Genomic DNA, 16842 nt, shown 5'->3' with positions numbered 1-16842 from the left:
GCTCAGCCGAGGCCGTCGAAAACGCTGAAGCGTGCGGTTTCCAGATCGACCTCGGTCTTCAGGTAGAGATTCAGGGGCAACGGTTGCGCCCACATCGTCGACTCGATCCGGAAGGACAGCGTCAGGCGGTCCATCCGTGTCGTGTCCGCCTGCACGTCGACATGCAGCGTGGCCGGGTCGAGCCGTGGCTCGAAGGCGACGATCGCGGCGCGCAGGCGCTGGCTCAGCGATTCGATGTCCATGCCCGCGATGGCCGCACCGGTGAGATCGGGGACGCCGTAGTCGAGGACGGAGTCCTCCACGTACGGCAGCCCCACCAGGTCTTCGGGCGACCAGTGCCGCGTGCAGTTGAACAGCCAGCCCAGGTCGCGCACGACGTACTCGCGCAGGCGCGCCGCGGTCATGACGCGCTTCTCGCGGCTTTCCTCCGTCACATGCGGTTCGTCGTCGCGAAGGCGGTCCAGCAACGAAGGCTGGAGCCGCTCCTGGGTGGTCAGCTCGGCCATGGGTGGATCAGGCCTGACCCTTCACCTGTTGCATATCGTAGGTGAAGTCCTTGGTGCCGCCCTCCGCCTTGCCCTTGTCGTTCTGCGGCTGGAACGAGTATTTGAACTTGCCGAAATGCAGGGTGATGTTCTCGGTGAGGCGCTCGTCGCCACCGCTGCCACCCGTGGACACCGAGGTGACCATCACTCCCTCGCTCAACTCGATGGTGAGGAAGTCGGTCTGTTCGCCCGTGGCATTGGTCACGTATAGCGTGGCGCTGTCCACGCGCGCACCCGTGCAGCAGGCGTTGAGCAGCGCGTTGGAGCAGGAGTCGACGAATTTCGTGATCGTGATGTCCTGCACGTTGGCCTTGCCGCCCGAGGCATAACCAGCGCCGGTATGCAGGTTTCCGGAATTGCTGGCGCCCCACGCCCAGGCGATGATCGGCACCTGGCCCTTGTGCTTGGCGTGGTTGGACGCGCCCTCGATCGAGACCTGACCGGGGCCGAACTTGATGTGCATGTCGTATGCCATGGAACGCTTTCCTCAAAGGAATGTGGAATCAGGCGGCCTTGCCGGAAGGCAGGCGGGCGACCAGACGCAGCGATACGGTCAGGCCTTCCAGCTGGTAATGCGGCTTGAGGTAGAACTTCGAGGTGTAGTAACCCGGGTTGCCCTCCACTTCCTCCACGACCACCTGGGCCGCGGCGAGCGGCTTGCGCGCCTTGGTTTCCTCGCTGGAGTTCACGGGATCGCCGTCGACGTAGTTGAGGATCCAGCTGGTCAGCCAGTTCTCCATCTGCTCACGCGTGCTGAACGATCCGATCTTGTCCCGCACGATGCACTTCAGGTAATGCGCGAAGCGCGAGCAGGCGAACATGTAGGGAAGGCGCGCACTGAGCGCGGCGTTGGCCGTGGCATCCGGATCGTCGTACTCCTCGGGACGCGCGAGCGACTGCGCACCGATGAAGGCGGCCATGTCGGAGTTCTTCCGGTGCACGACCGGCATCAGGCCCATCTTGTCGAGTTCGGCCGAACGGCGGTCGGTGATGGCGATCTCGGTGGGACACTTCATGTCCACGCCGCCATCGTCGGTCGGGAAGACATGCGCCGGCAGGTTATCGATGATGCCGCCCGACTCGACGCCGCGGATGCGCGTGCACCAGCCGTACTGCTTGAACGAACGGTTGATGTTCACGCCCATCGCGTAGGCGGCGTTCTGCCAGGTGTATTTCGAGGAATCGGCACCACCGGTGTCTTCCTCGAAGTCGAAATCCTCGACCGGGTCGGTCTTCGCGCCGTAAGGCAGGCGGGCGAGCGTGCGCGGCATCGTGAGGGCGACGTATTTCGCATCTTCGCTGTCACGCAGCGAGCGCCAGGCGGCGTAGTCGGGCGTGGTGTAGATCTTCGCGAGATCGCGCGGATTGGCGAGTTCGTTCCAGCCATCCATGCCGAGAAGGCCCGGGGCGGCGGCGGCGATGAACGGCGCATGCGAGGCGGCGGCGACCTGCGACATGCCGCGAAGCAGCTCCACGTCCTGCGGGCTATGGTCGAAGTAGTAATCGCCGATCAGGCAGCCATAGGGCTCGCCACCCAACTGGCCGTATTCCTCTTCGTAGATCTTCTTGAAAACCGGGCTCTGGTCCCATGCCGTGCCCTTGTAGCGCTTCAGCGTGCGACCCAGCTCGTTCTTCGACAGGTTGATCACGCGGATCTTCAGCTGCGTGTCCGACTCGGTGTTGGTCACGAGGTGATGCAGGCCACGCCAGGTGCCTTCCAGCTTCTGGAATTCCGGGTGGTGCAGGATCAGGTTGATCTGCTCGGTGAGCTTGCGGTCGATCTCCGCGATATATGCGTTGATCGTCTGGGAGACGTCGTCGGAGACCATATCGGCATGGTCGAGCACCTGCTCGGCCAGCGTACGCACGGCGGACTCCACCTCGGCGCGGGCCCGCTCGCTCTTCGGACGGAATTCCTTGGTGAGCAGGGCCGCGAAGTCGCTGCCTTCGACGGTGTCGACGAGTGCCTCGGCGGCCTGGGTCTGTTGCGTGGCCATGGCTCAGCCCTCCTGCGAATCGGTGGGATGGCGCGCGGCGGCGAGGGCCGCCAGCAAGGCAGGGTCTTGTATCGCCTGGGCGATCAGCTTCTCCGCACCGGCCTTGCCGTCCAGGTAGGTACCGAGGTTGGCCAGTTGGGTGCGTGCCTCAAGCAGCTTCGCCAGCGGCTCCACGTTTCGGGCGATCGCCGCGGGGGAAAAGTCGTCGAGATGGGCGAAGGTCAACTCGACGTTCAGGCTGTTCTCGCCCGTCAGCGTGTTGGGCACGCCGATGGCGAGCGATGGCCGGGCCGATTCCAGGCGCTCGTTGAAGTTGTCCGCGTCGATCTCCAGCGCCTTGCGCTCTTCCACCGGAGGCAGGTCACCCGCGCTCGCTCCGGAGAGGTCGGCCATCACGCCCATGACGAAGGGGATGCTGACTTTCTTCTGGGCCCCGTAGAGCTCGACGTCGTACTCGATCTGGACCCGCGGCGCGCGGTTGCGGGCGATGAATTTCTGGCTGCTCTGCTTGGCCATCGTTTTTTCCTACGGCTGCAATAGATGCAATGAATCGGCTTGACAGTTTTATTTCATACCGTCAATCGAGCGGCCATTGTCGGCCAGTGCCGTCAGGAGCTGAAATCGTTCGTGGGTATATGAGGCATAAGGAGATGTGATGCCTCGCGATGCAACTTTCCGGTGCCGGGCCGCCACGGCTCCGCGCTGCAACGCATTGCCGCGTCACATGCCGACCGGCATCATGCCCGCCATGGCATCCGTCTCGATCCTCCCTGAAGTCGCATCCGCCCCTGTCTCGGGCGGCATGGTCGTCAACTGTGTCGCCTACCGGAACAACGGGCAACGCATCGGCGACATCACCATCGAAGCCATCAGCGACGTGCTGAAGGAGCCGGATACGTTCGTCTGGGTGGGCCTGCACGAACCCGACGAGGCCTTGCTGCTGAAGCTGCAGGAGGAATTCGACCTGCACGACCTGGCCATCGAAGATGCCCAGCACGCACACCAGCGCACCAAGATCGAGGCCTACGGCGACTCGCTGTTCATCGTGGCGCAGACGGCGCAGCTGGTCGGCGGCAACATCGCCTTCGGTGAAACGCAGATCTTCGTCGGGCAGCGCTACTTCGTGACGGTGCGCCACGGCGCCTCGTTATCGTATGCGCCGGCGCGACGCAGCTGCGAGCAAACGCCCGAGCTTCTGGCGATGGGGCCAAGTTATGCGCTCTACGCCGTGCTGGATTTCATCGTCGACAATTTCCTACCGATCGTTCGCGATTTCCGGGAAGAGTTGCACGAACTCGAAAACGATATATTCGCCGAAACGCTGAACCGCCAGACCATCAAGCGCCTCTACGACATGCAGCGTGAACTGATGACCCTGCGCCTGGCGGTCGTACCGCTGCAGGATCTCGTAGCGCAGCTGACACGACTGCATCCGCATCTTATCCACGATGAGTTGCGCGCCTATTTCCGTGATATCTACGACCATGTGTTTCGCGTCAACGAATCGATTTCGGCGATGCGCGAGATGCTGGGTGCGGCGATCAGCGTGAACCTCGCGCTTGTCACCTTCGGGCAGAACGAGGTGATGAAGAAGCTCGCCGGGTGGGCGGCCATGTTGGCGGCGCCTACGTTGATTACGAGTTGGTATGGAATGAACTTCGCGCACATGCCGGAGTTGGATAAGCCTTGGGCTTATCCGGCCATTACGTGTTTGGTGGCTTGTATTGTGGGTGGGATTTTTATTGCTTTGAAGCGGAATCGTTGGTTTTGACTGCACTGTTGTGAGGAGATGCTGGGACCCTGACAGCCCAAGCATCGACTAGGACTACAAATGATTGAACGGAATGCAGCTCTGGCTTGGCTATCTATCGCATTGGCGTAGCGACCATCCTATGGTCGCCCGAGTCAAAGAGGGCACTAGATACGTCTGACTTGAACCTTGTCATTTGGTCAAAGCCAACTCCTGCAAATCCTGTAAGGTTTCCCTTACAGACATTCCCCAGCGATGGATATTATGCTCTGCATAATCAATACCCGTCGTAATATCGATGGCGAACCAAGGGGAATTCATGACATCCGCGTTTTTCAACGGCGAGTCGACGCGCCGTTCGATTTTCATGGCACGAAGGTCGGTGTTAGGTCTGATTGCTACATGGATGCTCCTCTGGGGACATGAGGCACTAGCAAGCAGCCAATGGTGCTCCTCACCGCCGCCTAATGACTACCAGAGCGTGGCTGCTTGGTGTGTCCAGGAACAAGCCAAAACAATGAGCGAGCCTAATCCCGAATATCTGGTAAAGGCGTGTCATGCCACCGTAAACCCATATGCCCAAGTAGGTTCCAACGGCACTTTCTCTTTTACGTGGGCTCAATGGGGCGGCCTTCACAGCATGGTTAAGGATTGGCAGTGTGAGGCTACTCCTTCCCCCTCCCCGGCCAAGCCGTTGGGGCCGCCGCCCTGCGGAACCTGCGTGGGCGACCCCATTCATGCCGGCACCGGCAACGTATTTGTTAGAGAGGAAGACTTTCGTCTGAACAAAGCGCTCCATTTCCAGCGTTTTTATAACAGCAATGCTGCAACCGCAGGCCTTCGGATGGGCCCCCACTGGACTTATACTTATGCGCGGCGAATACGTTACACACCTGCATCTGGAGCAACCGCGCCTTTAGCCGTGGTGGTACGCGATGAAGGACAGGAATGGACGTACCAATACAACGGTGGAGTTTGGGGCGGCGAGTCAGACGTCTCTGATCAACTTAACTCAATCCGCGACGACAATGGCGCCATCACCGGATGGACGTTACGCAGGGTCCCCGACCACGCGACAGAAGTGTATGGCGCCGACGGCGCACTCATTCGCGTCGATGATTTCAATGGATCAAGTACTGTCCTCAGTTACGAGGCATTACCGGCAGACCCGAACACCGGCCGTAGACTTTCGATAGTCACAGATCAGCAGGGACGTACCATTCGATTCCAGTATGACAGTTTGAATCGCATCTCGTCGGTAACGACCACGAACGGTCTAGTCTATCAATATACATACGATGCAACCGGTTACTTGGCATCCATGTCTACCCCAGACGGATCGACCCGCGCCTTTCTTTATAACGAAGCGGCACACCTTGCTGCGCCACAGAACTACCCGCTTCTGACCGGCATTCTGGACGAACTATCGCAGCGATACGCCACGTATGACTACGACGCTGCTGGCCGGGGTATATCCACACGTCTCGGTGATGGCGTGAACCGTCACGACTTAACTTTTAATGATGACGGAACAACCACCGTCATCGATCCACTCAGAGGGGTGTCAAACCGCTCGTTCTGGCATGTAAGCGGCAGCGTCTACGCCAATACCCTAAGCGCTCCATGCGAAGACTGTGGTCCGATCCAAAGCCGAACTTACGACCTTCTGGGTGATCTCGTGCAAACGACAGACTTCAACGGAGGTACGACGACATACACCTACGATATCAACCATCTCCTCACTCAGAAGATCGAAGCCTCGGGAACGAGTGACCAAAGAGATACCCAGACCACCTGGAACGATCTCTATCAGCCAGTTGAAAGGCGTGTTTATAGCGGCGCCTCGCATGTCCTGTTCACGCGAACACTGTGGTTATACAACAGCAGAGGTCAACCCACTGCACAGTGTGACGTCGATTGGCGCAAGGCACCAGGATACGTGTGCACGAGCGGCGCAGACGCACCTGCGGGTGTTCGTAGACGTCTCAATACGTACTGTGAGGCAGTCGACATAGTAATCTGCCCCATTGTCGGACTTTTGCTAACTACCGATGGCCCCAGAGTGGACATCCAAGATGTTACCTCTTACAGCTATTATGTTGATGATGATGAGAGCAATTGCACGTCAACAGAGAGAGCCTGCCACCGCTTAGGTGACCTCAAGTCCACGACGGACGGTGCTGGCTTGGTCACTACCTATATCTCGTACGACAAGGCCGGAAGGCCCACCCGCGTTCGGAATCCGAACGGAACCCTGACCGATTACACCTACACCCCGCGCGGATGGATCGCGACAAAGACGATTCGGGTCGACCCAGCCGGCACTCCCTCGTCCGCCGATGCCATCACGACCATCGTGTACGACCCGACTGGCACGGTGCACTCAGTCCAGGATCCAGATGGTGTCGCCACGACCTACACCTACGATGCCGCCCATCGCCTCACCGACATCACAGATGCTAATGGAGCGCGGATTCACTACACACTCGACGCCGCCGGCAATCGCACCAGCGAGCAGGTATTGACTTCGACCGGAACGGTCACACGCTCCCTCGGTCGGACATTTAATCCGTTGGGCCAGCTCACCGCTCTGACCGACGGTCTGAATCGAACGGTATTCGTTGCGGGCTTTGCCGATAGCTATGACGGAAACGGCAACCTGGTGCACAGTCAGGATGGATTGTCTGTCCAACAGAAGCAGTCCTACGACGGTCTCAATCGCCTGGTGAGTACCATCCGCGATTACCAAGGTACCAACAGCGCCACCGCTAACGCGCAGTCGGTGACCAGCTTCGACGCCCTGGATAGGATTACCGGATTCAGCGACCCCGATGGTCTCAACACCACTTACGATATCGATGCGTTTGGCAATGTCACGGGTTTGCACAGCCCGGATACAGGGACGACAACGCAGACGTATGATGTGGCCGGTAATCTGGTGGGCACTGTGGACGCTTCCCAGGTAGCGACTGCCCTCACTTACGATGCTTTGGGGCGCCTTACGGGAACGACCTATCCTGATACGACCCTCAACGTCACCTATCACTACGACGAATCGGATTCCGTCACGGGGTGCACGGGAGGCTTCAGCAAAGGCCATCTGACCCGCGTGGTCGAAGGCAATGGCGGAATCGTGTACTGCTACGACGGCCACGGCAACGTGATCAAGAAGCAGCAGACGGTGGGAGCGGTAACCACGATGACCAGCTATACGTGGACCGTCGGGGATCGGCTTAAATCCATTACGACTGCCAACGGCACCACTATCGCTTACGGGCACGATGCCAATGGGCGCATCGCTACGGTGACAGCCACGCCGCTCGACGGGACGACGACGACCATTGCGTCGAACGTCACCTATCAACCCTTTGGCCCCATCGCGTCGTACATGCTAGGCAACGGCCAGGCGGTGACCCGCACCTATGACGCCAATGGCCAACTGACGGACATCGCCAGCACGGCCTTCTCGCTGCACCTGGCACGCGATGTTATGGGCAATGTGGCCGCCTTGGGCGACTCGGTGGGTGCTTCACCGGCGTCAGAAACCTATGGATACGACTCGCTATACCGTCTGACTGGAATAAACGACCCAAGCGGGAACGCGGTCGAGGCTTATACATACAACAAGACGGGAGATCGCCTATCCAAGGCGGCGCCAGGTTTGCTGACGGGAACCTACAGCTACCAGCCGGGCACTCATCGATTAGTAGCCGTAGGCACCACGACACGGCAGGTCGATGCAAGAGGCAATACGACCGCGAATGTCCTGCCGAGTGGGACATTCGGGTATGGCTACAACCAGCGCAATCGACTCACGGTCGTCCAGAAAGACGGGGTTACCGTGGGAACCTATGTGCTCAATGCACTGGGACAACGTGTACAAAAGACCGTTGGGAGCGTGTCTACCCGATTCGATTACGATGAAGCGAGCCAGCTGCTGTCCGAAATCGCCGATGGGGCTGCGCGAGACTATGTATGGCTGGACAACCTCCCTATCGGGATCGTTGATCGCAGTGGGTCTGCCGTGGCTATCAGGTTCGTCCACGCAGACGGCCTAGGCTCGCCGCGAGTCGTGACTGATGATGCCGGTGAGGTGCAATGGAAGTGGGCCTATCCCAGCAATCCCTTTGGTGAGCGCGCGCCTGTGTCGACAGCGGGATACGCTCTTAACTTGCGCTTTCCCGGACAATACTTCGATGCGGAGAGCGGGCTTAACTACAACGGCAATCGGGACTATGAAGCCACAACGGGTCGATATGTACAGAGCGACCCCGATGGTCTAGATGGAGGCATCAATACGTATGCATACGTTAGCGCGTCCCCATTGATGCTTATCGACACCTTAGGCCTTCAGGCGAATCCTGCGCCGATTCCTCCGCCTGGCTTTTTGCCGGGTCCCCCACCCGTGGGTGGTATGCCAGGTTTTGGGCCTCCCGCAAACGAACCATTCATTCCTCCAGGCACATTGGGCGCGGTATGTGGGCGCGTTATCGGAGTAGCAGGGTCTCTTTGGCCAAACCAAACTAGCGCCTGCGACCAGCCATACCCGCCAGAGGAGAACGGGTGTCCTGGCGGCCCTCAATGCAGCAAGGCTTCTGACTATCAAATTAGGCAAGCCGGCATCATGAGTGCGCACGAGTTTAAGTGGGACTACGTCGGTAAGAAACGGGCTAGCCAGTACGATATCTGCGCTTGTAAAGACGGTTCGATCATTTTGAAAGCTGTAGGACAATGCGGTCAGCCAGGGCCGTCTATCGAAACTCATGCAAGATGGCGATAGCATCTGCCCCGTTCAACATATGACGATGCCCGCTTTGAACCGAACCGTTGGCTTAGACCGCTCCGCGAGAGAACACTGTATGACGAACACCGATTCGATCTATTTCTGCGTGACCCTGAGCGGACACGAGTTTGACCCATATGCTTACGCTGAATCAAAAAACGCACCACCTGGTAAAGTGCATACGCGAAAGCATTCCGGTCCACCCTTGTTGGATGATCATCCTCCGACGTACTGGTCGAGCTTAGACCGCCTGTCATCACGCGACATGCTTACGATAGACATCGAAAATTTCTTGAAGTCCGTCAAGCAAACGGATCCTGCAAAATGGCACGGATTTGTTAGCGTCCAAGTTATCGATAATTCGCGCACCAACGACAAGCGTGGCGGTTACTACTTCTCTGCCTCACTGATTAAGCTTCTTGCAGAAATGGATGCCGAGATCGATATCGACGTTGCATATGGTGACTTGGCATAAAATCATTCCGCCAGAGTTGAGGGAATCAAATGCTTGGAAGAGAAACTTCGGCAATCTCGGATTGCGACCAATGCCGCGCAGAAATTGAAAAGTCCATTAATCTCTACTCGGACAGGCTACGTCGATATGCATATGCTGCGAAAAAATAGTAAATCGCTTACGTTGATTGCACTTCTTCTAAGTACTCAATGTGCAATCTCCCGCCAAGCACCGAACATTGTTGTTGACGCCATAGGGATCCAGCACGACTCTGGCCGAGTTGTACTCGTCATGGCCGTCACCAACTGCGGCCCGACTGCCTTGCATGCGGATGCTGGCAATATGCCCTGGGGCGAGAACACCGTAGGCCTTACATTGAGGCAGGTATCCGAGATGCCAGGAAGCGAGTTACGGCAGCTTATCCCTATCCGACATTCCGCCCCTGACGAAGTGGTCATTCCTCCCTGGGAGCGAATTAACGGGTCGATAGACCTCACGGAACGATTTCCCGATCTATCCCCTACAGATAAGTCCGAACGATTTGTACTTTTCTGGACATACAACACGTCCCTGCTTGCAAAAAATGGAGGCCACCAGGTTTCTGGCATCGTAAATTATCCTGACGATCCCGCATCCCGCAATCATGCGGGGAAGGACGGTTCCTCGGGATGTTCCAAGTCGTCATAGATATCTGACTCAAAACGTTGACGGCTCCGGCCTGATTCGAGATCACTGGGACGATCTGCAAAAAGCTGACTAATTTGTGCGCGCAACTTGAAGCATTGGGGATCGCCAGGCGCTCCATCCAGCGCGGCCGCAGAGTACCACCATCGGCAAGTTCCGTTCCGAAAGCACCACTTATTGCCCTCTAAACAGGAAGCTGCGATGTCTTTGGGAATAGGATAATGAACTATCCACAGGGAGACGCCGTCAAGCTCTTCGATATCGTAGATGGTGGCGATGGCGCCATGCTGGTTGTCGGAATTGCTGAATCGGCTGAATTTGCACCCGACTATCAGTTCGAGATGACGCCTAGTCGTGATGCCGGCGTTCTTGTGGTGGCCGAAGATGGGTCGCTTAAGTGGCGTCCGCTACCTAGGATGCCGCTCTTGTTTTGCAGCCGACCGCAAGGAGCGCAACGAAACATCGTTGAAGCGAATAAGTCTGTTCCACTTCCCTCAGCGGCGCTTCCTCCCTATCACGGGTTTTATGCGGACGGTCAGAGGATTGAACTTTTGGATGCCGTACAGTTCGCGCACGGTGAATTCGGGCGCGTTGTAGCGATAATTTCTGAAGACCTCTACTCGCCAGGCTTCCCAGCGGAAGAATGGGCTTACCTCAAGTTTGGATTTCTCATCGAATCACCGATAGCAGACATCCAATGGTACAAGGAGGCCGACGAGGACTTAGAACTGATGTCGCGAGCTTAAGTGTACTCAACTGTAAAAAGCGTCCCGCTTGTGCATGCGCATAATGCGCACCTTTCACACAGACAATTAGATCGGTTCAACGCATCGATGTCGTTACTAAGTGACTACATCAACATCTCAGGCAAGGGTCGACATGGTGATGAAAAGCACTGTACAGAACGCACTGATCCTAGCACTGGCCATGTCTTTGATCTCCTGTTCTGATCGAGTGACGCAGTTTGACGGGATGATACCGTCGGACGCGACAAATGTTTCTTATATACGTCAGTCTAAAGACGGTAGTACGTGGATCCAAAACTTCTCACTTGCACTTCAGATCGTGCCTCAGGGCAGGCAAAACATGGCTTCCATCAAGGAATTTTGCGATCTCGCTGTACCTGATCCGGCAGCTTTCGTACCGAACAACACTGCTCAGTCTTGGCGCAAGCAGATATGAAATATCCAGATGGACAAGTTGCACATCTTGGAGACGTAGTGACGCTCGGCGGACACGAAGGTCGGGTAGTCTGTTCTCTCGACGCGGAAGAATACGGAGATGAGCCAGATTACTCCGAAGCTCAGTGGGGATATCTTCGAAGGGGAATTATGGCTGAGTTTTCGGCCTTTGGATTGATCCACTTTGTGGAGCCCGAACATGACCTTCTGTTGGTTCGCAGGGCGGTCGTACCGGGGGCACGGTAGGAGCACGTGAGACGCGCCTACGACAGAATGAATATTCCCGAGGCGACATCCTCCCCTTAGTATGACGTTGGCCCAAGGACGGGATGACAAGTCATGCAAGTGGGACTTATCGCGAGTCGCGAGTATCTGGATGGCGAAAACTCCCCGCTCCATCGGCTGCTGCATCGATGCAGAGACGATATACGCAAGCTGAAGCTCACCTTGCGCGTTCCTGCTGATGCGTACGAAGCCGTCGGACGCATTTCTGGTTTCGCTGACTGCCCCACTTTGATTCCTTATCCAGGCGGTCGCCTTCACGACATCGTACGAATGGCCGCGTCCATCATCGATATCGCTGGAAGTGATGCCTTGGACGGAGTCATCCATCTGGCCGCACCCGGCGATGAGTCGATCCTTACCCCCGAAATACGGTCGTTGAAGCGCTTATGTCTCGTCCATGCCAAGCCTTATCTCATCACGACGGCTTCAGCCATTGGGTGGATCGAGGCGGAACGGATTCTTTGCGGACTGCCGCCAAACCCCTGCGACGGCTCACAGCACCCGTTCGCACACCAGACGATCGCGCTTATCGCGCACGATACATGGAAACCTTGCATGGTGGAATTTGTCGTCAAGCATTTCGCGCTTCTATCCAGCTTTTCTCGCCGAATTTGCACAGGCACCACAGGGCGTCGATTGAATGATCTCGCTCGACAACAGGGCTGGTCAGGAGATGAGGCGTGGGCCAAGTGCTACGAAAGCGGCCCCATGGGTGGCGATGCGCAGATTGCCGATCTCGTGCTTTCGGGGCAATGCCAGCATGTGATCTTCTTCCATGATGTGCGCGTGAGCCACCCGCATGAGGCGGATATGTTGCTTCTCGAGCGGGCTATCGCGGCAAGCACGGCCGACGTTGTTTATTTCAGTGGCGCTGCGGTGGCATACCGTTGGGCGGAGGCTTCCGAGCGAGGATTACGCTTACTTTAAGCGAAAGCACTTCGGGAACCAGGAGATATACAAGAACAACATGATTGCTCATCGTCAGCGTAAGATCATCTGGCGGCCACATTTAGCGATTCAGTTTGGGAGAGACAAGGCACATGTCCGATTCGTTACCAAATGTCATAACTGAGAGTGACGAGTACGAAACACTCACCACTGAAGAGCGCACGTCGTATTTACGTCGCCTGCAGAATATGAGCGATCTTGGACTTGGCTTGAGCACGGGCAGCCTGAGAAATGAATCGCCGGACTTTTTCCAGTTCGTGGAGAGTCTGGAACTTGATGTCAGCCTCCTTCAGGAGTTTAGCTCACCGCCAAGTGGTGGATTGAGTCGCTGGCTCATGCATTACTCCTGGACCTTCTACACATCACCGACCGCAATGCGCGACTCACTTGCACCAGAATTGATACGGCAAATAGACGCCCCCGCCCCCCTTAGCAACGCTCCTTTGCAAACTTTCGACGAGTGGTTCAGTGGATTGGGCCGCGCCTTGGTAGCTGCAACCGACGCCGTTTGGAGTGCAGCGACGTATGACGCGGCAATGTCCCGCCAAGTTGTATCGGACATCCTGCTCAGCCAGCTACTCACGGCCTGCTACAAGCTTCGGCTGAACAGGGCAGTTCCTCGGTAGGCGCATGAACGCTTCATTTATTGGATGCAGGGATGGCCGCCATGGGCGACCATCCCTCCCGTTCTTACTTCGCCCCCGGAGCCGTCCACTCCTTCAACCAAGCATTCACCGTCTCATGCCACTGCACGCTGTTCTGCGGCTTGAGCACCCAGTGGTTCTCGTCGGGGAAGTGCAATAGCTGGCTGGGGATGCCGCGACGCTGCAGCGCCGTGAATGCGCCCAGGCCCTGGGTGTCGGGAATACGGAAGTCCTTGCCGCTGTGGATGACGAGCATCGGCACGCGCCAGTCCTTCACATGGTTGACCGGGTTGAAGCGCTCGTAGTTCTCCGGATGGTCGAACTGCGTGCCGCCGTTTTCCTTTTCCTCGAACCAGAGTTCTTCGGTTTCGTAGTACATGGCGCGCGCGTCGAAGACACCGTCGTGGTCGACGAAGCACTTCCAAGGCTGGTTCCAGTTGCCAGCCATCCAGTAGACCATGTAGCCGCCGTAGCTGGCACCGAGGGCGCAGGCACGATTGCCATCGAGGAAGTTGTACTTCGACAGTGCCGCACTCCAGCCGGCTTTCAGGTCTTCGAGCGGCTTGCCGCCCCAATCGCCCGAGATGGATTCGGTGAAGGCCTGACCATAGCCGGTCGAACCATGGAAGTTGACGGTCACCACCGCGAAGCCCTGGCCCGCGTAGGTCTGGGCGTTCCAGCGGTAGCTCCAGCTGTTGGTCATCGCGCCCTGCGGACCGCCGTGAATGATGAAGGCTACCGGGTAGGTCTTGCCACGCTTGTAGCCGACCGGCTTCACCACGTAGCCCTGCACGGTTTCGTTGTTCCAGCCCTTGAAGGTGAAGAACTCGAAGTCGCCGGTCTGTGCACCCTTGATGCGCTTGGCGTTGAAGTGGGTGACCTGCTTGAGGCCCTTACCCTTCAGGTCCGCCGTGTAGAGATCCGCCGGGCGCTTGAGGTCATCGCGGGATAGCAGGATCTTCGAACCACCCGCCGAGAACGCACCCACGGAACCGTCGGTGACGAGAATGCTGGCCTTCCCGGTCGCCACGTCGATGGCGAACAGCGGGTGCTGGCCCTTGTCGTCGGTGGTGGTGTAGAGGGTCTTGCCATCGGCCGAGACCTGGAGGGCGCCGGCGGAGCTATCCCACGAAGGCGCCACCTCCCGCTTGCTGCCCGAGGCGAGGTCCAGGGCCATGATGCCGAAGCGGTCGGCCTCGGAGCCCGGCTCTTTCATCGCCGTATAGAACAAGGTCTTGCCATCGGGCGACACCAGGGGATTGGCGTCCCACGCCAGGTTCTCCGCGGTGAGGTTCACCGGTGCGGCAGAGCCGTCGGCCGGGACGCTATAGATGTCGAAGTTGGTCGACCAGGGTTCGGTCTTGCCGGCGATGCGGGCATCGAAGTAGACGGTCTTGCCGTCCGGCGAAAAGGAGAACTCATCGTCCCCACCGAAAGGCTTGCTGGGCACGTCGCCGTCGATGTCCCGGCTCAGTAACACCGGCTGCGAAGGAGCGTTGGCGTCGGCGATATAGAGCTGGGAGCGGCGACCGTCCGCCCAGGTGTCCCAATGGCGAACGAAGAGCTTGTTGTAGACGGTGCCGGTGGACTTGTCCTTCTCGCGGCCGTCCAGACGCTCCTTGGTGCAGGCCAGGTCGGGGCAGTCGGTGAATACGTCGTAGCTGAGGAGCAGCCTGGCGCCGTCCGGCGACAGCTTGAAGGCATTGACGTCCAGAGGGGCATCGGTGACCGCTTCACCGGCGCGGACCGTCAATGCCAGACCCTTGCCGGAAGTGTCGGCGTCGAACGAGCGGTGCCAGACCTGCGCCGTGCCGTCCTTCGGCGCTGTGTAATAGATGGACTTGCCGTCCGGCGCCCAGCGGGGAGATGAGCCTTTCTCCACGACCATGACCGGTTGCGGTGGTTTGTTGAGGTCGACGACATAGAGGGAGGTGACCCCCTTGTTGGCCGCGTAGTCCGTGGCTCGGACGGAGAAGAGCGCGTAGCGGCCGTCCGGGGACAGCTGGGGGTCCCCGACGCGGTCCATCATGACCAGGTCGCGGATGGAAAATGGGTGGGGGGTGGTGCTGTCGGCGTCTGCGGACAGGACGGGGCCGGACGCTAGGGCCAGGGCTAGCGCGGCTAGGAGGGGTTTCATGGTGGGGCTCCCTTGGGTTGTGCTTGGGTGGGGACGGTACGGGGGACAGGCCAGCTCCGCAAGCGAAGTTAGGTCCACCTAGAAAAGAACAGACGGCCAAACCGTGCGATACACATCACAGATCGCGCATGCCTGCGCAATTCGCCAATGCCTTGGTACGAAGCGTGCTATCTACTCCAGGATCAATCAGGGGCTCCATCATGAAATCCCACAATAAGAGAACATCGTCTGGCTTCACCCTTATCGAGCTAATGATTGTCGTGGCTATCATTGCGATTCTTTCTGCTATAGCCATCCCTGCATATCGCGACTACGTGGCGAGAACACAGGCTTCAGAAGGCTTCGAGATCGCCTCGGGTGCAAAAGCCGCCATATGGGAGTACATGACGAACAAGGGTGAGTTTCCCTCGTCAAACGAATCTGCCGGATTGCCATCGGCAACATCACTTTCAGGCAAATACGTTTCGTCGGTCGCCATTGGCCAAGGCGGAGTCGTAACCGTCCAATACGGCAGGCCGGATAGCAATGATTTGTTGCGGGATACGAACCTTCAGCTTTCGCCGGTGAACAATGGGGGGAGCATCTCCTGGGCGTGCAACGGCTCCATCAACCCCCGCTTCCTACCAAGCACTTGCAGAAAAAGCTGACTGAATACGTCAAGATGTGACCTTTTGCGTCACATGATTGAACCACAGCAACTGGCTGAATCCTCGAAATTTTCCTGTTGATCCACAAGCGTGACCGGATGCACAATCCCGGCACCGGCAAATATGAGGGAATATGCCGGTCGCGAACGCAATGGCATGTTCAATGCACGCTTTGCGGCGAGCTTCCTGGTCGGTTCCTGACCAAAGCAAGTGAGGGAGCATCCCTGCCCGGTAACAGGCAGGGTGCTAGGGCTCAGGGGGCGTCACTTTTTTTCGGTTAGTTCACACGTAACGAGGAAACTCCATGAAGAACGTCCAGAAGGGCTTCACGCTCATCGAACTGATGATCGTGGTCGCCATCATCGCGATCCTGGCTGCCATTGCCATCCCGCAGTACCAGAACTACATCATCCGCACCCAGGTGTCGGAAGGCATGAACCTGGCTGACGGCGCGAAGACCGCCGTTGCCGAGTTCTACAACAATACCGGTCACTACCCGACCAACAATACGTCAGCCGGCCTGCCCCCTGTCACCTCGATCAACGGCAAGTATGTATCGCAGGTCGACGTCAGCGGTGGCCAAATTGTAGCCACCTTCGACAAGGAATCGAACGACAAGATCAAGGGCTCCGGCAAAAATACGCTGGTGCTTTCGCCGTTCGACCAGGGCGGCTCGATCTCTTGGAACTGCAAAGCCACGAACGGCGGCACGAAGCAGACGACTGTTCCGGATCCTTACCTCCCGACCGCTTGCCGCCAGTAATCGACGATAACGCTGTCTCCGAAA

Annotated in this window: 14 protein-coding genes; 8 read left to right on the top strand and 6 right to left on the bottom strand. The window is 57.9% G+C overall.

Annotation, left to right across the window (positions count from 1 at the left end):
• Positions 1 to 2 precede the first annotated feature (2 nt).
• Genes tssE through tssB form a run of 4 tightly spaced genes read right to left on the bottom strand, consistent with a single transcriptional unit; the run spans position 3 to position 3058 of the window.
• On the bottom strand, positions 3 to 506 hold the full coding sequence (gene tssE / locus ACR9Y6_RS01640) for a type VI secretion system baseplate subunit TssE (RefSeq protein WP_481279702.1): 504 nt from the start codon (positions 504 to 506) through the stop codon (positions 3 to 5).
• A 7-nt stretch (positions 507 to 513) separates the two neighbouring features.
• Complete coding sequence (locus ACR9Y6_RS01635) at positions 514 to 1020, bottom strand: Hcp family type VI secretion system effector (RefSeq protein ID WP_429199525.1); 507 nt, start codon at positions 1018 to 1020, stop codon at positions 514 to 516.
• A gap of 28 nt (positions 1021 to 1048) precedes the next feature.
• Positions 1049 to 2542: a type VI secretion system contractile sheath large subunit gene (gene tssC / locus ACR9Y6_RS01630; RefSeq protein ID WP_481279701.1), complete on the bottom strand. Its 1494-nt coding sequence runs from the start codon at positions 2540 to 2542 to the stop codon at positions 1049 to 1051.
• A 3-nt stretch (positions 2543 to 2545) separates the two neighbouring features.
• A complete protein-coding gene (tssB, locus tag ACR9Y6_RS01625; protein WP_429199523.1) occupies positions 2546 to 3058 on the bottom strand; it encodes a type VI secretion system contractile sheath small subunit in 513 nt (170 codons plus the stop codon).
• Between the two features lie 232 nt (positions 3059 to 3290).
• Here tssB and ACR9Y6_RS01620 point away from each other — a divergent pair, with 232 nt between their 5' ends.
• A complete protein-coding gene (locus ACR9Y6_RS01620) occupies positions 3291 to 4313 on the top strand; it encodes a magnesium and cobalt transport protein CorA (RefSeq protein ID WP_481282670.1) in 1023 nt (340 codons plus the stop codon).
• Between the two features lie 171 nt (positions 4314 to 4484).
• On the opposite strand, the gene ACR9Y6_RS01615 is transcribed toward ACR9Y6_RS01620, so the two are convergent.
• Positions 4485 to 4661, bottom strand: a complete 177-nt coding sequence (locus tag ACR9Y6_RS01615; RefSeq protein WP_481279700.1) for a hypothetical protein — start codon at positions 4659 to 4661, stop codon at positions 4485 to 4487.
• Between the two features lie 352 nt (positions 4662 to 5013).
• Here ACR9Y6_RS01615 and ACR9Y6_RS01610 point away from each other — a divergent pair, with 352 nt between their 5' ends.
• The 5 genes from ACR9Y6_RS01610 to ACR9Y6_RS01590 all read left to right on the top strand — a co-directional run bounded on the left by ACR9Y6_RS01610 (position 5014) and on the right by ACR9Y6_RS01590 (position 13253).
• Positions 5014 to 9072: an RHS repeat-associated core domain-containing protein gene (locus tag ACR9Y6_RS01610; RefSeq protein WP_481279699.1), complete on the top strand. Its 4059-nt coding sequence runs from the start codon at positions 5014 to 5016 to the stop codon at positions 9070 to 9072.
• 79 nt (positions 9073 to 9151) lie between these two features.
• The gene (locus ACR9Y6_RS01605; RefSeq protein ID WP_481279698.1) at positions 9152 to 9550 is read left to right on the top strand and encodes a hypothetical protein; all 399 of its coding nucleotides are present in this window, start codon (positions 9152 to 9154) and stop codon (positions 9548 to 9550) included.
• A gap of 884 nt (positions 9551 to 10434) precedes the next feature.
• Positions 10435 to 10959: a hypothetical protein gene (locus tag ACR9Y6_RS01600; protein ID WP_481279697.1), complete on the top strand. Its 525-nt coding sequence runs from the start codon at positions 10435 to 10437 to the stop codon at positions 10957 to 10959.
• Positions 10960 to 11733: 774 nt separating this feature from the next.
• Complete coding sequence (locus ACR9Y6_RS01595; protein WP_481279696.1) at positions 11734 to 12606, top strand: methylglyoxal synthase; 873 nt, start codon at positions 11734 to 11736, stop codon at positions 12604 to 12606.
• A 113-nt stretch (positions 12607 to 12719) separates the two neighbouring features.
• On the top strand, positions 12720 to 13253 hold the full coding sequence (locus tag ACR9Y6_RS01590) for a hypothetical protein (RefSeq protein WP_481279695.1): 534 nt from the start codon (positions 12720 to 12722) through the stop codon (positions 13251 to 13253).
• Between the two features lie 64 nt (positions 13254 to 13317).
• On the opposite strand, the gene ACR9Y6_RS01585 is transcribed toward ACR9Y6_RS01590, so the two are convergent.
• Positions 13318 to 15408 (bottom strand): prolyl oligopeptidase family serine peptidase, encoded by a 2091-nt coding sequence (locus tag ACR9Y6_RS01585; protein ID WP_481279694.1) that lies wholly within the window; start codon positions 15406 to 15408, stop codon positions 13318 to 13320.
• 200 nt (positions 15409 to 15608) lie between these two features.
• Between ACR9Y6_RS01585 and ACR9Y6_RS01580 the strand changes: the two genes are divergently transcribed.
• Both ACR9Y6_RS01580 and ACR9Y6_RS01575 read left to right on the top strand, forming a co-directional pair.
• Complete coding sequence (locus tag ACR9Y6_RS01580) at positions 15609 to 16055, top strand: pilin (protein ID WP_481279693.1); 447 nt, start codon at positions 15609 to 15611, stop codon at positions 16053 to 16055.
• A gap of 304 nt (positions 16056 to 16359) precedes the next feature.
• Positions 16360 to 16818, top strand: coding sequence for a pilin (locus ACR9Y6_RS01575; protein ID WP_481279692.1), 459 nt, complete (start codon positions 16360 to 16362; stop codon positions 16816 to 16818).
• Positions 16819 to 16842 lie beyond the last annotated feature (24 nt).

Source organism: Luteibacter sp. TLI7-4A (assembly GCF_056754745.1).
This window is presented reverse-complemented; position numbering and strand designations above follow the sequence as displayed.